The organism is Moraxella canis, assembly GCF_002014965.1.
GTDB classification, from domain to species: Bacteria; Pseudomonadota; Gammaproteobacteria; order Pseudomonadales; family Moraxellaceae; genus Moraxella; species Moraxella canis.
This window is the reverse complement of sequence record NZ_MUXT01000007.1, coordinates 1-16,811: the sequence shown is the minus strand read 5'-3', so window position 1 is coordinate 16,811 and position 16,811 is coordinate 1. Positions and strand designations below refer to the sequence as shown.

The 16,811-nt window shown below is 44.8% G+C and carries 17 protein-coding genes; 14 read left to right on the top strand and 3 right to left on the bottom strand.

Features of this window, described 5'->3' with window-relative positions; all coding sequences use genetic code 11:
- Window positions 1-299 precede the first annotated feature (299 nt).
- The 13 genes from rpmH (at window position 300) to B0180_RS05975 (ending at window position 13,331) form a co-directional block, all read left to right on the top strand.
- Window positions 300-434: a 50S ribosomal protein L34 gene (gene rpmH, locus B0180_RS06035; RefSeq protein WP_003662232.1), complete on the top strand. Its 135-nt coding sequence runs from the start codon at window positions 300-302 to the stop codon at window positions 432-434.
- Window positions 435-519: 85 nt separating this feature from the next.
- The gene (gene rnpA / locus B0180_RS06030) at window positions 520-960 is read left to right on the top strand and encodes a ribonuclease P protein component (protein WP_233424941.1); all 441 of its coding nucleotides are present in this window, start codon (window positions 520-522) and stop codon (window positions 958-960) included.
- A 17-nt stretch (window positions 961-977) separates the two neighbouring features.
- Window positions 978-1,298: a membrane protein insertion efficiency factor YidD gene (gene yidD / locus B0180_RS06025; RefSeq protein ID WP_078256114.1), complete on the top strand. Its 321-nt coding sequence runs from the start codon at window positions 978-980 to the stop codon at window positions 1,296-1,298.
- 169 nt (window positions 1,299-1,467) lie between these two features.
- Complete coding sequence (gene yidC / locus B0180_RS06020; protein WP_078256113.1) at window positions 1,468-3,111, top strand: membrane protein insertase YidC; 1,644 nt, start codon at window positions 1,468-1,470, stop codon at window positions 3,109-3,111.
- Window positions 3,112-3,276: 165 nt separating this feature from the next.
- Window positions 3,277-4,677 carry a tRNA uridine-5-carboxymethylaminomethyl(34) synthesis GTPase MnmE gene (mnmE, locus tag B0180_RS06015; RefSeq protein ID WP_078256112.1) on the top strand — a complete coding sequence of 467 codons (1,401 nt, stop codon included), beginning with the start codon at window positions 3,277-3,279 and terminating at the stop codon, window positions 4,675-4,677.
- A gap of 101 nt (window positions 4,678-4,778) precedes the next feature.
- Window positions 4,779-5,249, top strand: coding sequence for a transcriptional regulator NrdR (nrdR, locus tag B0180_RS06010; RefSeq protein WP_078256111.1), 471 nt, complete (start codon window positions 4,779-4,781; stop codon window positions 5,247-5,249).
- Entirely contained in the window at window positions 5,246-6,298 is a 1,053-nt protein-coding gene (ribD, locus tag B0180_RS06005; RefSeq protein ID WP_078256110.1) for a bifunctional diaminohydroxyphosphoribosylaminopyrimidine deaminase/5-amino-6-(5-phosphoribosylamino)uracil reductase RibD, read from the top strand. Before nrdR ends, ribD begins: the two co-directional genes overlap by 4 nt.
- Before the next feature lie 286 nt (window positions 6,299-6,584).
- Window positions 6,585-7,253 (top strand): riboflavin synthase, encoded by a 669-nt coding sequence (locus B0180_RS06000; protein WP_078256109.1) that lies wholly within the window; start codon window positions 6,585-6,587, stop codon window positions 7,251-7,253.
- A 131-nt stretch (window positions 7,254-7,384) separates the two neighbouring features.
- Complete coding sequence (fmt, locus tag B0180_RS05995) at window positions 7,385-8,410, top strand: methionyl-tRNA formyltransferase (protein ID WP_078256108.1); 1,026 nt, start codon at window positions 7,385-7,387, stop codon at window positions 8,408-8,410.
- Window positions 8,400-9,743 carry a 16S rRNA (cytosine(967)-C(5))-methyltransferase RsmB gene (rsmB, locus tag B0180_RS05990; protein WP_078256107.1) on the top strand — a complete coding sequence of 448 codons (1,344 nt, stop codon included), beginning with the start codon at window positions 8,400-8,402 and terminating at the stop codon, window positions 9,741-9,743. Before fmt ends, rsmB begins: the two co-directional genes overlap by 11 nt.
- 323 nt (window positions 9,744-10,066) lie before the next feature.
- Window positions 10,067-11,482, top strand: coding sequence for a threonine synthase (gene thrC, locus B0180_RS05985; protein WP_078256106.1), 1,416 nt, complete (start codon window positions 10,067-10,069; stop codon window positions 11,480-11,482).
- Window positions 11,483-11,485: 3 nt separating this feature from the next.
- Window positions 11,486-12,730, top strand: a complete 1,245-nt coding sequence (gene dprA / locus B0180_RS05980; protein WP_078256105.1) for a DNA-processing protein DprA — start codon at window positions 11,486-11,488, stop codon at window positions 12,728-12,730.
- Window positions 12,717-13,331 carry an L-threonylcarbamoyladenylate synthase gene (locus B0180_RS05975; RefSeq protein ID WP_078256104.1) on the top strand — a complete coding sequence of 205 codons (615 nt, stop codon included), beginning with the start codon at window positions 12,717-12,719 and terminating at the stop codon, window positions 13,329-13,331. The genes dprA and B0180_RS05975 overlap by 14 nt, the downstream gene beginning before the upstream one ends.
- A 68-nt stretch (window positions 13,332-13,399) precedes the next feature.
- Here the strand turns inward: B0180_RS05975 and B0180_RS05970 are convergent, their stop codons facing one another.
- The 3 genes from B0180_RS05970 to B0180_RS05960 form a co-directional block, all read right to left on the bottom strand.
- Window positions 13,400-13,660 carry a GlsB/YeaQ/YmgE family stress response membrane protein gene (locus tag B0180_RS05970; RefSeq protein WP_078256103.1) on the bottom strand — a complete coding sequence of 87 codons (261 nt, stop codon included), beginning with the start codon at window positions 13,658-13,660 and terminating at the stop codon, window positions 13,400-13,402.
- Window positions 13,661-13,814: 154 nt separating this feature from the next.
- Window positions 13,815-14,909 carry a bifunctional 3,4-dihydroxy-2-butanone-4-phosphate synthase/GTP cyclohydrolase II gene (gene ribBA, locus B0180_RS05965; RefSeq protein ID WP_078256102.1) on the bottom strand — a complete coding sequence of 365 codons (1,095 nt, stop codon included), beginning with the start codon at window positions 14,907-14,909 and terminating at the stop codon, window positions 13,815-13,817.
- A gap of 109 nt (window positions 14,910-15,018) precedes the next feature.
- Window positions 15,019-16,257: a replication-associated recombination protein A gene (locus B0180_RS05960; RefSeq protein WP_078256101.1), complete on the bottom strand. Its 1,239-nt coding sequence runs from the start codon at window positions 16,255-16,257 to the stop codon at window positions 15,019-15,021.
- 78 nt (window positions 16,258-16,335) lie between these two features.
- Between B0180_RS05960 and B0180_RS05955 the strand changes: the two genes are divergently transcribed.
- Window positions 16,336-16,811 (top strand): type IV secretion protein Rhs (locus B0180_RS05955; RefSeq protein ID WP_208609389.1); only part of this gene is annotated, 476 nt, incomplete at its 3' end.

The following is a 16,811-nucleotide window of genomic DNA, read 5'->3' as shown; positions in this document are numbered from 1 at the left end:
GGCGCTTTGGATTCTGTGGATAACTTTTAAAACTCGCCTTGAAAAAGCTTATCAAAGTCAATTATTTACCGCTCAAATATTAAACCTTTTGGGTGAAACAAAATTAAGTTTATGGCATAAAAATTTAAATTGAGTTCAATAACGAATTGACAACTCAAAAAATATTTGATAGTATTATCAAGTTTTTCACTCATTTAAAGTGAAAACATTAACTAGTTAATTGTAATTTGAGTTGTTCATCAGTTTCACTTTTGACAACTTTTGGCACCCTTAGGTGCTGACATCTTTAAAGGTGATTTATGAAACGTACATTTCAACCAAGCGTTTTAAAGCGCAAACGCACTCATGGTTTCCGTGCCCGCATGGCAACCAAAAAAGGCCGTCAAGTTTTGGCACGTCGCCGTGCTAAAGGTCGTCATCGTTTGACTGTGTAATATCCAGTCAAATTAAAAGCACCGATCATACGGTGCTTTTTTATGCCAAAAATATACGATGCCATGGCTTAATTATGTTAAAATCATGCCTATTTGTACAAAACCTGCCATTATGACACCTGTCCTAACTCAAACCCCTATAGATATAGCCGCCTCTTCGCCAACTGCTTACAGCTTTGAAAAACGCCACCGCCTGCTGACACCTGCTGACTTTAAAGCAGTGTTTGACTCACCCATCAAAAAGGTGCATACCCCGCATTTATTGGCATTCATTGCTCAAAATCAAGGCATAGCGTCAAGATTGGGTCTGGCAATCACCAAAAAAAAGCTAAAAAAGGCAGTGGATCGCAATCGACTCAAGCGACTGTGCCGCGAAAACTTTCGCCATCATCACGCTTCTTGGATGGCGATTGATGTGGTTGTTATTGTCAAAGTTGGCTATCCTAGAGAGTTTGACATCGCTACGGAAGTGGCAGAATTATTTAATAAAATTAATAAATTATACTCTGATAAATCGGCTGATTAGTTTTTGAATAGTTAGATATGTTAAAAAATATTCTACTACGATTTATCGAGATTTATCGCCGATGGATCAGTCCGATGATGGCGCCAAGATGTCGTTATTATCCCACCTGTTCGGCTTATAGCCGTCAGGCCATTATCTGGCATGGCGCCGCCAAAGGGCTTGGATTGAGCGTCCGCCGGATCAGCCGCTGCCATCCTTGGGGCGGCAGTGGCATTGATTTTGTTCCGCTACCTTTGGCTCGCTATCACTATCAGCCAAGCCGTATTTGTTTTTCTTATGTGCTCAAAGATGCTTTGAGTTATCGAGTGCGGCTTAATCATTTGATGAAAATCACTTAGTGCTAGGATTTATTCGCTCAAAACCTAAAAATCACCTTGTTAACCATGATTTATCGGTAACTTAAGCAATATTTTCTAGGATTTTACAGCTATTTTTAGTACAATAAAGGGTTTGAAAATCGATTTAGGCTAATGGCCTGTGTTGTTTATTGCTAATGGATTTGAATTTATGCAAAAAATTCTAAGAATTTTAATCATTGTGGCGATGCTGATCACAGCGTATTTGCTGATATTGGCGTGGCGTGATGACTATGCAGGAAAACCTGCAACCACGCAGCCAGTGGCAGCTCAAACCACTCATTCGGATGTGCCAACAACGCAGGCAACAGGCGACATACCCAGTCTGAGCGCAGGTTCTGTGGCGGATACGACCAGTGCAAACTTGATCAGCGTCAGTACTGATCGATATGAGATTAAGATTAATCCTGTGGGTGGCGACATTGTTTATGCTGCATTAAAGCAGTACAATGCCACCAAAGACAGTGCTGAGCCGTTTGTGTTGCTTGAGACGGATTCTCGCACTTATGTGGCACAGTCTGGATTGATCGGACGAGATGGCATTGATACCGCTGACGGTCGTGCGGTTTATCACAGTCCGCGCAGCAGCTATGTACTTAATCCAAGTGCTGGGTCTTTACAAGTACCTTTAACCTATCAAAAAGATGGCTTGACCATCACCAAGACCTATACATTTAATGCTGGTCATTACCCAATCAATTTAAGCTATAACATCAACAACAACTCTGATCAGCCATGGCAAGGTCAGATGTACGCGCAGCTAAAGCGTGACAGCAGCGAAGACCCTGGGTTGGATGATAAGGGCATGCTGAGCATGGCAACTTATCTGGGCGGTGCCTGGGGTACGCCAAGCGACCCTTATAATAAGCTTAAATTTTCTGATTTTGGCGATAATATCAATATCAGAAGTAAAGATGGCTGGGTTGCGATTGTTCAGCATTATTTTGTCTCCGCTTGGACGCCATCAAACAGCTTTGATGCCGACTTCTTTGCGCGCACGACCGGTAATGATTTTTATATCGGTTATAATAGCCCAGTGATCAATGTGGCATCCGGTAAGCAGATTACCTTAAATAGCACGCTATATGCAGGTCCAAAAGTACAGTCTGAGATGGCGCCGGTGGCCGAAGGCTTGAATCAAACCGTGGACTATGGACTGCTGTGGCCAATCTCAAAAGTGCTCTTTGCCATTTTGGATAATATCAATAAAGTGATTGGCAACTGGGGCTGGTCGATCATCGTTTTGACCTTGATCATTAAAATTGCACTATTTTGGCTGTCAAATAAAAGCTATGTTTCGATGGCGAAAATGCGCGCCATCGCCCCAAAACTGCAAGCACTCAAAGATAAGCATGGTGATGATCGCATGGCGATGAGCCAAGAGATGATGCAGCTGTACCGTGACGAAAAAGTCAATCCTATGGCGGGCTGTTTGCCAATTTTGATTCAGATGCCAATTTTCCTGGGGCTTTATTGGATGTTGGTTGAGTCGGTGGAACTGCGCCATGCGCCTTGGATCGGCTGGATTACCGATTTGTCAGCGATGGATCCTTGGTTTATTTTGCCGATTTTTATGGGTGTGACGATGTTTGTGCAGCAAATGCTCAATCCGCAGCCAACCGATCCGATGCAAGCAAAAATGATGAAAATTTTACCCGTAGTTTTTGCAGTGTTTATGCTGTGGTTCCCAGCAGGTTTGGTGCTATACTGGACGGTGAATAACTTATTTAGTATGATTCATCAGCATCTTGTCAATAAGCGCGTGGAGCGCCAGATGCAAGCAAGACAAGCTTAATTTGATCTCTTAAAATCCCACAAATCCTAAATTTGTGGGATTTTTTATGGCTGTCGTCATGCTCTTATGAGGTAATAAATTTATGAGCCAATAACCAGTGCTAGCAATTTTTTGTGCAATGATGATAGAATAAAAGGTTAACTTAGCAAAAGATCTTATCAGTCTATGACAACCAATATCCAACAACTACCTACCATCGCCGCCATCGCCACCCCTATCGGTCAAGGCGGCGTTGGTATCATTCGACTGTCAGGTAAGGATGCTTATCGCATCGGCTGCTTGATTACCGGGCGCTCAACTCTGACGCCCAGAGTAGCGCATTTTGGCGGTTTTTATGGTCAAGAGGGAGTGATTGATGAGGGTGTGGTGATTTATTTTAAGGCGCCGCACTCATTCACTGGAGAGGATGTGGTGGAGCTGCAAGGTCATGGCGGCATGGTGCTACAAAATATGCTGCTAGCTCGAGTGTTTGAGCTTGGCGCGCGTCAAGCCACAGCGGGGGAATTTACTTACCGAGCTTTTGAAAATGATAAAATTGACCTGGTGCAGGCTGAAGCTATTAGTGATGCCATCTCAGCCACTTCGGTTGCTCAAGCAACCAGTGCCATTCGCTCTTTGACTGGTGAATTTTCCCAAAAAATCAATAAGTTATTAGATAAGCTTATTCATCTTCGTTTGTATGTGGAGGCATCGATTGATTTTCCTGATGAAGAAGATGTTGATTTTTTGTCAGATGGTGTCATAGAAAGCAAATTAACTGAAATCTTGGCAGGCATAGATCATATTTTGGCGACAGCAAAGCAAGGTCAGCTGCTACGCGATGGCGTGCATGTGGTGCTTGCCGGTAAACCCAATGCGGGTAAATCCAGCCTACTTAACCGCCTATCAGGCACTGAGCGCGCCATTGTCACTGATATCGCTGGTACCACGCGAGATACGCTTGAGGAAACCTTGGTGTTGGGTGGTCTGACGGTGCATTTGACAGACACAGCTGGGCTTCGTGAAACCACCGATCATGTCGAAAAAATTGGCATCAAGCGAGCATTTGATGCGATCCGTCAAGCGGATGTGCTGATGATGGTGTATGATGTCACAACAGAAACTGATCCGTTGGCATTGGCTGATCAGCTGTTTTGTGAAGGTATGAACGAGGATGTCAGCGATATGATTCGCCAAAAATTGATCTTGGTGGCAAATAAAAGTGACTTATTGGCATCGAAACCGGTTTTGCGGGTTTCGCAAGAAACCAAATCAGCGCCAAAGCTTGTTTATGTCTCATGTGAAACAGGTGAAGGACTTGATGAGTTGATTGAAGTTTTAACCCAAAAAGTGGGCTTTCATCCCCCTGAGAACAGTTTGATTGCCCGCACTCGTCATATCGATGCTTTGAATCGTGCCAAAGCGTTCGCCATCGAGGCGCATGAGCAGCTTACCATATACCATGCCGGAGAGTTGGTCGCAGAGAGCCTAAGGCAGTCGCAGCAAGCATTGGGCGAGATCACAGGTCAGATGAGTGCAGATGAGCTGTTGGGTAAGATTTTTTCTAGTTTTTGTATTGGGAAGTAGTGCCTTATCACCAGTAAATCTTAACAATCCTATTGGTGGATATTTTTATAACACATTAGATTTGATTATTTTTAGTTAATAATAAAAATTCAGGAGTTTTGATGCATTGCCCATTTTGCAATAAAGCAGATACCAAGGTAACCGATTCTCGGTTAGCTGCCGAAGGTGCGCAAGTGCGCCGCCGTCGCCAATGTTCGGCGTGTGGTGAGAGGTTTACAACCTTTGAAATCTGTGAAATCGTGATGCCAAGAATCATCAAAACCAATAGCCGAATCGAACCTTATGACCAATCAAAACTTAGACGCTCAATTTCACTACCGCTCCAAAAGCGCCCCATCAGCGCCGATGAAATCGAAGCTTGTATCAGTCGCATAGAGCATGAGCTTAGAAAAACCGGTGAGCGAGAAGTATCAAGTAAGATCCTAGGTGAGATTGTGATGAATGAATTAAAAACGCTTGATGATGTGGCTTATGTGCGCTTTGCCAGTGTGTATCGTGATTTTCAGGACATTGGTCAGTTTCAGGCTGAGCTTGACAGGATTAATCTGCCAAAACACGGTGAATCTTCATGACTGACAAATCATTTACTCAGCAAGATATTTATTATATGCAGCTTGCCATCGCAGAGGCAAAAAAAGGCATTTATACCACCAGGCCTAACCCTGCCGTTGGCTGTGTCTTGGTCAAAGATGGCATGGTGATCGGTCAAGGATACCATCCAAAAGCCGGTCAGCCGCATGCTGAGATTTTTGCCTTGGCTGATGCCAAAGCGCAAGGTTTTGACACCGAAGGTGCAACAGCCTATGTGACACTTGAGCCATGCAGCCATACGGGGCGTACACCGCCTTGTGCTGATGCGCTCATTGCTGCGGATCTGAAGCGGGTTGTCATCGCAAGTTTAGATACCAATCCCAAAGTTGCCGGTAATGGCGTTAAAAAACTTCAAAATGCGGGAATTGAGGTCTTGGTGGGTGTGTGCGATCAGCAAGCTGCCAGGTTAAATTTGGGTTTTTTGAAGGCGATGAGGACGGGCTTGCCTTATGTGAGGCTAAAGACCGCAAGTAGTCTGGATGGACGCACAGCGATGGCATCGGGCGAATCCAAATGGATTACAGGATCGGAGGCACGCGAAGATGTGCAGCGGCTGCGCGCTCGGAGCGCCGCGATCATTACAGGGTCCGGCACCATCATGGCAGACGATCCTGCGATGACGGTGCGAAGCAAGCAGCTTGGCGTGGATCTAAAGATGATACCTAAGCCCAAGGTAGCCATTGTCGATCGTAGAGGCAGATTATCAGCATTAGATAATTATCAAGTCCTAAATCACGAGGATACCTTGATTTGGCGCGATGATTTACTTAGCCTGCTACAAACTTTGGTATCACAATACGCTTGCTATGATGTATTGATAGAGGCGGGTAGTGAGCTGTCTGGGGCGTTTATCACAGAAGGCTTGGTCGATGAGTTGATCGTATATCAAGCGCCTTGTATTTTGGGTCAAGATGCCCGTCCGATGTTTGCATGTCAGCTTGATCAATTAGCGCAGCAGCATCGATTTGAGCTGCATTCTGTCGATAAAATTGGCAACGACATTCGACTGATTTATCAAAGTTTAACTTAATTTATTTTAGTGAATTGGTTAATTAAACTTGGTTGTCCACAGCTTATTTTAATGAGTATTTTATGATTGAGTATTAAGAAAACTGATTTTTTAGGCTTGTGGATAACTGTGATTATTAAGGATTTTATATAATCCAAATTATGATTAACTCTTTGATTTTTATAATTATTAATATTTACTTTAAGAGCAAATATTAGCCTGTGGAAAACTTAATGGCGTGATTGTACTTGTAATTTGTATCACTGTCATCATAAAAAAGTTTTCCACAATTTTATGAGAAATTATTATGTTTACAGGAATTATTGAAACCACAGGTAAGCTCAAATCCATCACCCAAATTGGCGGTGATATTCAGCTCGTGATCCATGCGCCAGAGATGGATTTTAGCGATGTCAATCTTGGCGATTCGATCGCATCAAATGGCATCTGTCTGACGGTGGTAGATATTGGTGATAAGACCTATGCGGTGGACGTATCGCGCGAAACGCTGAGTAAAACGGCTTTAAAAAATTGGCGCACTGGCGATACGATCAATCTTGAAAAAGCCATGCTGCCAACTACACGTTTTGGCGGGCATATTGTGGCAGGGCATGTAGATGGTGTAGGTGTGATCCGCCACATCTCAAAAGACGCCCGTTCGATTTATATAGAAATTGAAATTCCAAGTGAGCTTATGCGCTACACCGCCGACAAAGGATCGATCACTGTTGATGGGATTAGCTTGACAACCAATGCCATCAAGCCCGAACAAAACATCGTGTGCCTTAATATCATTCCGCATACAGCTGAATGTACTAACATTGATCGGCATTGGTCAGTGGGCGGACTTGTGAACATTGAGGTGGATTTGATTTCTCGATATCTTGAAAGATTATTGCTGACCTCCAACCAAGCACAAAAATCTGCCGGTAACATTTCCCAAGAGCTGCTGAATAAGGCGGGATTTTATCTTTAATTATTAAATTTTTATTTATTAAAAAAAATTTATATTATTTAATATAACTAATATTTTAATTATTTAATATTAAAATATTAGTTATAAATAATAAAATAAAATTAATTAATAAATATAAATAAAGGAATTTTATGGATCATCTTACTCAACCAAAACTGCGTGTCATATTTGCAGGGACGCCTGAATTTGCTGCGGTCAGCCTAAGGCGTCTCATTGATTTACAAGATGTCTTAAATATACAAATCGTCGCAGTTTATACGCAGCCGGATCGTAAGTCTGGACGAGGTCAAAAATTGACCGCTTCAGCGGTTAAGCAAGTGGCGCAGGCCTATGATATACCAGTTGAGCAGCCGGTGAGCTTTAGCCTAAAGTACCAGCCCGAAGATGGGATTAGTGGCGCTGTTTCACGTGAAACTTTGGCTAATTATCAGCCTGATGTGATGATTGTCGCAGCGTACGGGCTGATTTTACCTTTGGGTGTTTTAAAGATACCAAAATTTGGGTGCTTGAATATTCACGGATCACTGCTGCCCAGATGGCGCGGCGCGGCGCCCATTCAGCGTGCCATCATGGCAGGGGATCCAGAAACTGGCATTACGATTATGCAGATGGCAAAAGGTTTGGACACAGGCGACATGCTTTATAAGGTAGCGTGCCCGATTTTGGATACCGATACTGCTCAGACACTTCATGATAAGCTGGCAATCATTGGCGCTGATGCGATAACCACGGTATTACAAAATCTATCGCATTTTCAGTCATTGGCAGAAACTCAAGATGATAGCTTGGCAAATTATGCCGAAAAAATCCACAGCCAAGACGGATTGATCAATTGGAATCAAGATGCCTTGACAATCCAGCGTCAAATCCGTGCGCTCAATGCTTATACTTATTATAAGTCGGAGCGTATCAAGGTGTTAGCGGCGCTACCCATCAAATCTGATCAAACCACATCAGCGCCAGTTGGCCAGATCGTAAGCGTGGGCAAGAATGCCATTTTGGTTGCCTGTGGCGCTAGCGCCAAGGGTGTTCAGCATCTGATTAATATTACAAGTATGCAATGGCCAGGTGGTAAGCCACTGACAGCCGAACAAATCTGCCAAAGCAATAAAATCTGTGATGGCGACTATTTTGAGATGAATTCTAATGACAAATAATATAAAAAAACTACAAAATCATGAGCTTTCATCTCGATCAAAAGTGATATTAGTTATTGAAGAAATTTTAAATGGTAAATCACTATCAGAGCTGCTTGATCCTTTACTAGAATCAACAGAGGTGAGTAGCCGAGGATTTGTGCATGAACTGCTACTAGGCACCTTGCGCCAGTGGTGGGCATTATCTAGAATTTCTGAAAGCTTGATTGAAAATCCTGTGACGGATCAAGGGGTGCAGGCTGCCATAAATATCGGTTTGTACCAACTGATCTATATGAATACCCCAGAATATGCAGCGATTAATGACACGGTCGAGGCATTAAAGCAGCTTGGTAAAGGGCATGGCGCAGGGCTTGTCAATGCCATTCTTCGAAAAACCCAAAAGTCAAAAGACAAATTCACCAAAAAAGTCAACAAAAATCACAGTTTGCCAAATTGGTTGGCTAAGCAGCTCAAACAAGACTGGGGTGGGTATTATGATGAGTTAGGCAGAGCACTTAGATTTGCCGCGCCTATTTTTTTAAGAGTTAATACTAAGTTTTCAGATGTCGCCTCTTATTCTCAGATTTTAGATGAGCATCATATCCAGCACAGCGTGGTATCGCTTGGATATGATCAGGCAGAAGCCATCAGGCTAGATGGCGGTGTGAAAATCAGTGAATTGCCTTATTTTGATGCAGGATGGGTGTCTATCCAGGATGCGCATGCGCAGTTGGCAGGGTTTTTGTTAACCCCTACTCTACAAGCGCAAAGCGACAATTTATCAGTCTTAGATATGTGCTGCGCCCCAGGGGGTAAAACCACGCATTTGCTTGAGATGTTTCACATGAAACATCTGACCGCCGTTGACAGTGAAAGCGCTCGATTAAAAAGAGTCCACGAAAACATCAGTCGCCTTAAGTTTGATACACAAAATATTTCAGTGATCCCTGCTGACGGCACCTCTTGGCGCTCAGATCACTCATTTGATGTGATTTTGCTTGATGCGCCCTGCACCGCCACAGGTGTCTTGCGTCGCCATCCAGATATTGGACTATTAAGGCAAGCACAAGATGTTGAGACTACCGTTCAATTACAAAGAGCCATATTAGATAATCTTTGGTCGCAGCTAAAAGTTGGCGGCGTGCTTTTGTATGTGACGTGCTCGATCCTAAAGGCTGAAAACGAGATGCAAATCAGTGATTTTATGGCAGTTCATAATGATGCGCAAGCCATGCCTTTTGACCTTGGCTTGCCGCATCAAATCAAGCAGCACATAGGCTATCAATGCTTGCCTTTGGATACTAAAGGTGGCGATGGCTTTTATTATGCTTTGCTGACCAAAACTGCATAATAATGACCGTTTTATAAATGCGACTTAGATAGGTTGGTAAATACTGACCATAAGGCTTTAGATGATTAATTGGGTTTTGGGCGCTAACTTTAATCCGTATCTTAAATAGCTTATTGATCGGTGATCATAACACTTAAACAGATCGAATTAAATATTTTAAACATATGGCTAAATTGGCAACATTTAAAATTGACGGTGTATCGGTGTTAATCATAAAAAAAAGTGGCGCGATCATCAGTCCGTCGATAGTTCGCCAATCGCTGAAAATTTGTGCTAAAATTAGCTCAATTTATCGTTAAGACATTAAGACAGTTGGAGTTTTTATGCAATATATCAGTACCCGCGGCAAGACTCAGCCGATGCAGTTTAGCGATGTACTTTTGATGGGGCTTGCGCCTGATGGGGGTCTGATGCTGCCTGAAACTTATCCAAGCATTGATGAAGCCACTTTGGAAAAATGGCGAAAGCTTAGCTATACCGAGCTTGCCTTTGAGATCATGTCGCTGTTTGTGACTGATATTCCTTCAGATGATTTAAAAAATATTATCAATAAAACTTACACTCAAGCAGCATTTGGCAGTGAGGACATTACGCCTGTGACGCGTCTTTATGATCGGTTGGCACTGCTTGAGCTGTCAAATGGTCCGACGCTTGCTTTTAAAGACATTGCCATGCAGTTTTTGGGTAATGCGTTTGAGTATGTGCTCAAACAAAAAAACGAGCGCCTTACTATCATCGGCGCTACATCTGGTGATACAGGCAGTGCAGCTGAATATGCGCTACGTGGTAAGGACAATATCGAAGTTTTCATGATGTCGCCTGAGGGTAAGATGAGTGCTTTTCAGCGGGCGCAGATGTATAGCTTGGATGATGCTAATATTCACAATATCGCGGTGGAGGGGATGTTTGACGACTGTCAAGATATCGTCAAAGCCCTTCAAGAAGATGCAGAATTTAAGGCTAAATATAGCTTAGGCACGGTCAATTCGATCAACTGGGGTCGTATTTTGGCGCAAATTGTGTACTATTTTAAAGGTTATTTTGGTGCAACTACCGATAATAGCCAAAAGATCAGTTTTTGTGTGCCTTCTGGGAACTTTGGCAATATTTGTGCTGGTCATATCGCACGCGAAATGGGCTTGCCGATCGATCGATTGATCGTCGCAACCAATGAAAATGACGTCTTGAATGAATTTTTTAATACGGGCAAATATACGCCGCGCACTTCAAGCGAAACCTATGTCACGTCTAGCCCATCGATGGATATTTCAAAAGCGTCCAACTTTGAGCGTTTTGTGTTTTTGCTGCTTGATAAGGATAGTGCACAGGTCGCCAAATTATTCGGTGATGTCAAAAGTGGCAAGGGGTTTGATTTGTCGGATAATCTAAACCTGGTGAATAAAAAATTTGGATTTATTGCCGGTAAATCCACGCACCAAGACCGCTTGGCAACGATCAAAAAAGTCTATGATGACACGCACCGATTGATCGATCCGCACACCGCTGATGGGGTAAAAGTGGCGCTTGAAGTACAAAAAGCAGATGAGGTGATTTTGGTTGCCGAAACAGCATTGCCTGCTAAGTTCCAAGAAACCATTGTGGAGGCGGTAGGCGAGATGACCTTGCCGCGTCCTGAACACACCCAAGGCTTAGAAGATAAACCTCAATATGTCACCGTGGTGCCGAACGATGCTCAGGCGGTGGCGGCATTGATTGAGCAACATGTCGCTGCGCGCTGATTGATGAGCTATTCATCACTAACACCTAAGCAGTCGATGCTTGCCTTGTGGTATGTGACCAATACTTCGTTGATCTCATATTATAAGCTTGCCAATCATTATGGCGACGCAGCGTCTGCATTGAACCAAACTCAAGGTGCTTGGCAATCGCTTGGCATCCATGCGGCGCATATCAAGCGCTGGCAAGATGCCAAAGATGTGTTGGCTTTTCTTGATAAAGTTCACCAAGATGTGGCTCTTAAGATATACGGCATCAGCTATGTGGGCGATGAAGATTATCCCGATGCACTAAAAAGTATCTACGATCCGCCGCCGGTACTTTTTTATCGTGGTCATTTGGCGCGCCTTAAAGACCGCCAGATTGCCATCGTGGGTAGTCGATCGCCGACTGAAGCCGCCCAAAAAATCACTTTTGATTTGGCGCAGTATCTTGTCCAGTCAGGGTATACCGTCACCAGTGGTCTGGCGCAAGGCGTCGATAAGCAGGCGCATCTGGGCGCGCTGTCTCAATTACCTGCCTTATCGGGTCGTACTGTGGGTGTCATGGGAACGGGCATCGATGTGTGCTATCCACGCAATCACAATGCGCTTTTTGCCCAGATCATCGAAGATGGCGGCTGCTTGGTCAGTGAGCTTTTGCCTGCGACACCAGCCAGCAAACACACTTTTCCCCGCCGTAATCGTCTGGTGGCAGGTCTATCACTTGCCACAGTGGTTACGGAAGCGGCGCTTCAAAGTGGCTCTTTGATTACGGCTCGTCTCTCAGCAGAACAAGGCAAGCAGGTGTTTGCGGTACCAAGCCACATTCACAATTCTAATGCCGAAGGCTGCCTGCATCTGATTCGTGAAGGGGCGACATTGATATACCATCCTGATCAAATTTTAGAAGATCTAAGTCAGCAGGATCAAGAGTTTTTTAATGCCTTACCAAAAAGCTTTAGCCAAGGTATGTCAATATTTAGCGAAGAGTCAAGTCAGTTAAGCACTCGCTCATCCCAAGTCTCTGACACAGATACTTTGACAAACCCAAGCCCACAGGCAGTTATCAATAGTCTGCCGCCCACCGCTCACACTGCCTTTGTGCCAGAGCATTTGGCGGATTTATATGCTTTGATTGGCGAGCCTTGCGATCTGGATCAGCTTGTTATTAGCAGTCAAAAAGAGACCGGCAGTCTATTAGCAGAACTGATGGAGCTTGAGATATTGGGCTTGATCAAGCAGGTAGGGGGACGCTATGGTAGGGTCTAAACCAATTTTTGTGGCTGATGAGCTGGATTTGGCTGCCAGCTATTTGCAGACAGGCGGTGTGCTGGCATATCCTAGCGAAAGCGTCTGGGGGCTTGGCTGTGATGCACTCAATGCTGACGCCATTCATCAAGTCATCAATCTTAAGCACCGTGATATTGGTAAAGGTTTGATTGTGTTGACAGATTCTGCCGAACGCTTAAAACCTTTATTGAATGTTTCACATGAAACCTCTTTAATTGATCATATGCAAACATTCTCGGATGAGTTTGCGCAGCAACATTCCCGCGCCTTGACATGGCTTGTGCCCATTGAGCCGTCGGCATTACCCTCAGTGCTGATCGGCGCACATGACACTTTGGCGGTGCGCATCACCACGCATCCTTTATTAAAGGATGTATGCCAAGCCTTGATCTCACCTGCTAACCCTTATGGCTTTTTGGTGTCAACTAGCTGTAATCCTGCTGGGCAAGCGCCCGCCCAAAATTTGACACAAGCAATGGAATATTTTGGCGATCAAATCGCTTACTTGGATGTGGATGGGTTGGGCTTTGATCAGCCAAGCTGTATTAAGGATCTGTTAACAGGTGATATCTTAAGATAGATAAGTCATGAAGGTCAGCCTAAAATGAAAAAGCACCCATCAGGTGCTTTTTTGCTGAACATCCAAGATTATTTTAGACGGCGTTTGCCTGACAAAATTTCATAAATAAATAATAAAATCATCGCACCGATCACAGAAAAGATCAAATAGCTAAACCCTGAATGCGCATTAACCCCTATCATACCTGCAATGAATGCACCGACATATGCTCCTGCAATGCCCAAAATTATGGTCAGTATCCATCCCATACTATCAGCACCAGGCTTGAGTGCTCGCGCCAATAATCCCACAACAAAACCCACAATCAACACCCAAATCATTGAAAACATCGCCATTTCCTTAGTTATAATAATTACTTTGACAACCATTATAGCGATTACTACCGGTAAAATGGTTTATAATCCTGTAAATGAAGTATAGCGTGTGTGAGTATTCTTGCTTAAGCTTATCAAACAGCCCTCGATATCAAGGGCTGTTTAATGATTATTTATCTACCGTTTCAACCACATTCAAATCAAATCCTGACAGGGCATTGAATTTGATTGGGCTTGATAACAGGCGCATGTCCTTGACGCCTAGGTGTTTGAGGATCTGCGCGCCAACCCCAATGGTCTGATAAGGTGCGCGGCGAGTTGGTGAAGCTGTAGAGTGTTTATCTTTAAGCGCCTCAAAGCCATCAGCAAGATTGAGCGCATCATCATGACCGATCCATACCAGCACACCATGCTCTGCGGTGGCGATCTCTGCCAATGCATTTTGGATATTCCAGCGGCTGCCGCTGGTATGAATCCCAAATAAGTCTTTCATGGGCGAAAAGCTATGTACGCGCACTGTGCTGACGCCGCCAGTAGGCTTGCCTTTGACAAATGCCAAATGAACATCATCTGAACCAAACTCACTGAAACGATAGGCGGTAAAGTCTCCATGTTCGGTTTGGACGGCAAAGTGCTCAACTTCGCTGACGGTTTGTTCTGTTGCCATGCGATATTGGATCAAATCAGCGATGGTGCCAATTTTTAAGCCGTGTTCTTTGGCAAATATTTCTAAGTCATCGCGGCGCGCCATTTCGCCATCTGGCTTGATGATCTCAACGATGACCGAAGCGGGCTCAAGCCCTGCCAGACGCGCCAAATCACAGCCTGCTTCGGTGTGACCTGCACGGTGTAGTACGCCCCCTTTTCGAGCCATGATGGGGAAAATATGCCCTGGTTGGACGATGTCGGTTGGCTTGGCATTGGCTGCGACGGCGGCTTGGACAGTACGCGCACGATCAGATGCCGAGATGCCTGTGGTGACGCCTTCAGCAGCTTCGATGGATAAGGTGAAATTGGTGCTGAATTTTGCGCCATTTTTATCGCTCATCAAAGGCAGCTCAAGCTGCTGACAGCGCGCTTCGGTCAAGGTTAGGCACACCAAACCGCGTGCGTGCGTGATCATAAAGTTAATCGCCTCAGGCGTAATGTGATTTGCCGCCATGATCAAATCGCCTTCATTTTCGCGGTCTTCGTCATCCATTAAGATGACCATTTTTCCTGCTTTGATGTCTTCGATGATTTCAGGAATAGTATTTAAAGCCATAATGTTCTCTTGTTGGGATTTGGGTTATCTTAGCATATTTGCCATCAACTATGGGGGCAGATTTGATTTTATAAAGGCATTGGGCTATGAAGATGGGCAGATTTGGCGTTTAAGATTTTAGCCAATTAATAAAGGCAAAACTGGCTTGCTCTTTTTGGTTATCGGCAAAGTCATAAAATCGCATGCCCATCAGTGCATCGGGCAGATACTGCTGTGGGTGATAGTGATTGGGATAATCGTGCGGGTAGATGTAGCCTGCGCCATAGCCTTCAGCTTGCATGAGCTTGGTGACACCATTTCTTAGGTGTAGCGGGACGGGAGACTGATCGGTTTCGGCAAGCTTGAGCGCGCGATTGATGGCGTTGTAGCTTGAATTTGACTTTGGGCTAGTTGCCAAATAGATAATCACTTGCCCCAAAATAATGCGCGCCTCAGGCATACCGATGGACTGAACCGAGCGCAGCCCAGCATCCGCTAAGAGCAGTGCATTAGGATTGGCAAGACCGATGTCTTCGCTAGCTAAGATCACAAGCCTTCTTGCCACAAAGGCGGGATCCTCACCTGCCGCCAATATCCGAGCCATCCAGTACACCGCCGCGTCTGCATCCGAGCCGCGCACGGATTTGATCATCGCAGAGATCAAATCGTAGTGACCATCACCAGATTTATCATAGCGCACCAAGGACTGACCTGCCACAGCAGCGACAGAAGCGTTATCGATGATGATCGGCTCAGGCGCTGCTGCCACAAGTTCAAGCAAATTCAGCGCGCGCCTGCCATCGCCTTGAGATAAGTCAATGAGCGCCGTTAGATCATTGATTTGAATGTCTTTGGTTTTTAGCAGGGTGTCTTGTCGTATTGCACGCACGACGAGCGCGCGAATTTCATCATCACTCAAAGGCTCAAGCCGATATACCTGACAGCGTGACAGTAGCGCGTTATTGACGCTAAAAGAAGGATTTTCGGTGGTCGCACCGATAAAAGTGATCTCACCTGTCTCAACTGCTTGTAATAAAGCATCTTGCTGCGCTTTATTAAACCGATGAATCTCATCCACAAAGACGACAGGCGGCTCATGAAATAGCCCATCGTCCGATCTTAGCACTTCTCTGAGCTCTTTGACGCCGCTACTGACCGCTGATAAAGGGCGAAACGGACGACCAACAGCATCAGCCAGTAGCATCGCAAGCGTCGTTTTGCCAATCCCTGCCGATCCATGCAAAATCATAGATGGCAAAAACCCTTGGCGTACGATATTAAAAATCGGTGCGCCGTCACCGAGCAGATGAGTTTGACCGATGACGGCATCAAGGGTGGTTGGGCGCATGCGTTCGGCAAGAGGTGTCATGAGGGTCTCTTTGCTAGGTTGGATTTTGATTGGCTTTGTGCTATTTTAGCACAATCAATCCTGTCTTGACGGTCATTTATGAAGATCAGCTGCCCATGTCGTTATCCTGCCCAGTCTCGCCCCTTAAGCTTGGGTGAGCGGCAAATGGCGCTCAGCGTGTTTGGTGATGCGCTCAAACTGGATGATATTCGCCTAAAGACCGCATGGTGGGTTATCCAAGGCTATGCTGTCTCGCCTAATGGTCATATCTATTTTCATCCCAAAGATTTTTGTGAAGATTTTTCATCTCAAAGTTTGGTGATGCGCGCTTGGCTCATTCATGAACTGGTGCATGTCTGGCAGGTGCAGCAAGGCATCAGGGTGTTTTGGCGGGCGTTATTTAACCGACGCTATCGGTATCAATGGATACAAGGAAAGGCGTTTTTGACATACGGCATCGAGCAGCAGGCGCGCATGGTTGAGGATTTTTATATGCGCCGTGAGCGTGGCAAAGACTGCAGTGAATGGTATGCTTGTGTGCCCTTTTTAAAATCTGGTATTGTTCAAAACCTATA

Coding starts and splice junctions, on each gene's coding strand:
- dprA (WP_078256105.1), top strand. CDS start 11,486: ATGAGCTATTCATCACTAACACCTAAGCAGTCGATGCTTGCCTTGTGG.
- B0180_RS05960 (WP_078256101.1), bottom strand. CDS start 16,257: ATGACACCTCTTGCCGAACGCATGCGCCCAACCACCCTTGATGCCGTC.
- B0180_RS05975 (WP_078256104.1), top strand. CDS start 12,717: ATGGTAGGGTCTAAACCAATTTTTGTGGCTGATGAGCTGGATTTGGCT.
- thrC (WP_078256106.1), top strand. CDS start 10,067: ATGCAATATATCAGTACCCGCGGCAAGACTCAGCCGATGCAGTTTAGC.
- ribBA (WP_078256102.1), bottom strand. CDS start 14,909: ATGGCTTTAAATACTATTCCTGAAATCATCGAAGACATCAAAGCAGGA.
- fmt (WP_078256108.1), top strand. CDS start 7,385: ATGGATCATCTTACTCAACCAAAACTGCGTGTCATATTTGCAGGGACG.
- B0180_RS05970 (WP_078256103.1), bottom strand. CDS start 13,660: ATGTTTTCAATGATTTGGGTGTTGATTGTGGGTTTTGTTGTGGGATTA.
- yidD (WP_078256114.1), top strand. CDS start 978: ATGTTAAAAAATATTCTACTACGATTTATCGAGATTTATCGCCGATGG.
- yidC (WP_078256113.1), top strand. CDS start 1,468: ATGCAAAAAATTCTAAGAATTTTAATCATTGTGGCGATGCTGATCACA.
- B0180_RS06000 (WP_078256109.1), top strand. CDS start 6,585: ATGTTTACAGGAATTATTGAAACCACAGGTAAGCTCAAATCCATCACC.
- mnmE (WP_078256112.1), top strand. CDS start 3,277: ATGACAACCAATATCCAACAACTACCTACCATCGCCGCCATCGCCACC.
- ribD (WP_078256110.1), top strand. CDS start 5,246: ATGACTGACAAATCATTTACTCAGCAAGATATTTATTATATGCAGCTT.
- rnpA (WP_233424941.1), top strand. CDS start 520: ATGCCTATTTGTACAAAACCTGCCATTATGACACCTGTCCTAACTCAA.
- rpmH (WP_003662232.1), top strand. CDS start 300: ATGAAACGTACATTTCAACCAAGCGTTTTAAAGCGCAAACGCACTCAT.
- nrdR (WP_078256111.1), top strand. CDS start 4,779: ATGCATTGCCCATTTTGCAATAAAGCAGATACCAAGGTAACCGATTCT.
- rsmB (WP_078256107.1), top strand. CDS start 8,400: ATGACAAATAATATAAAAAAACTACAAAATCATGAGCTTTCATCTCGA.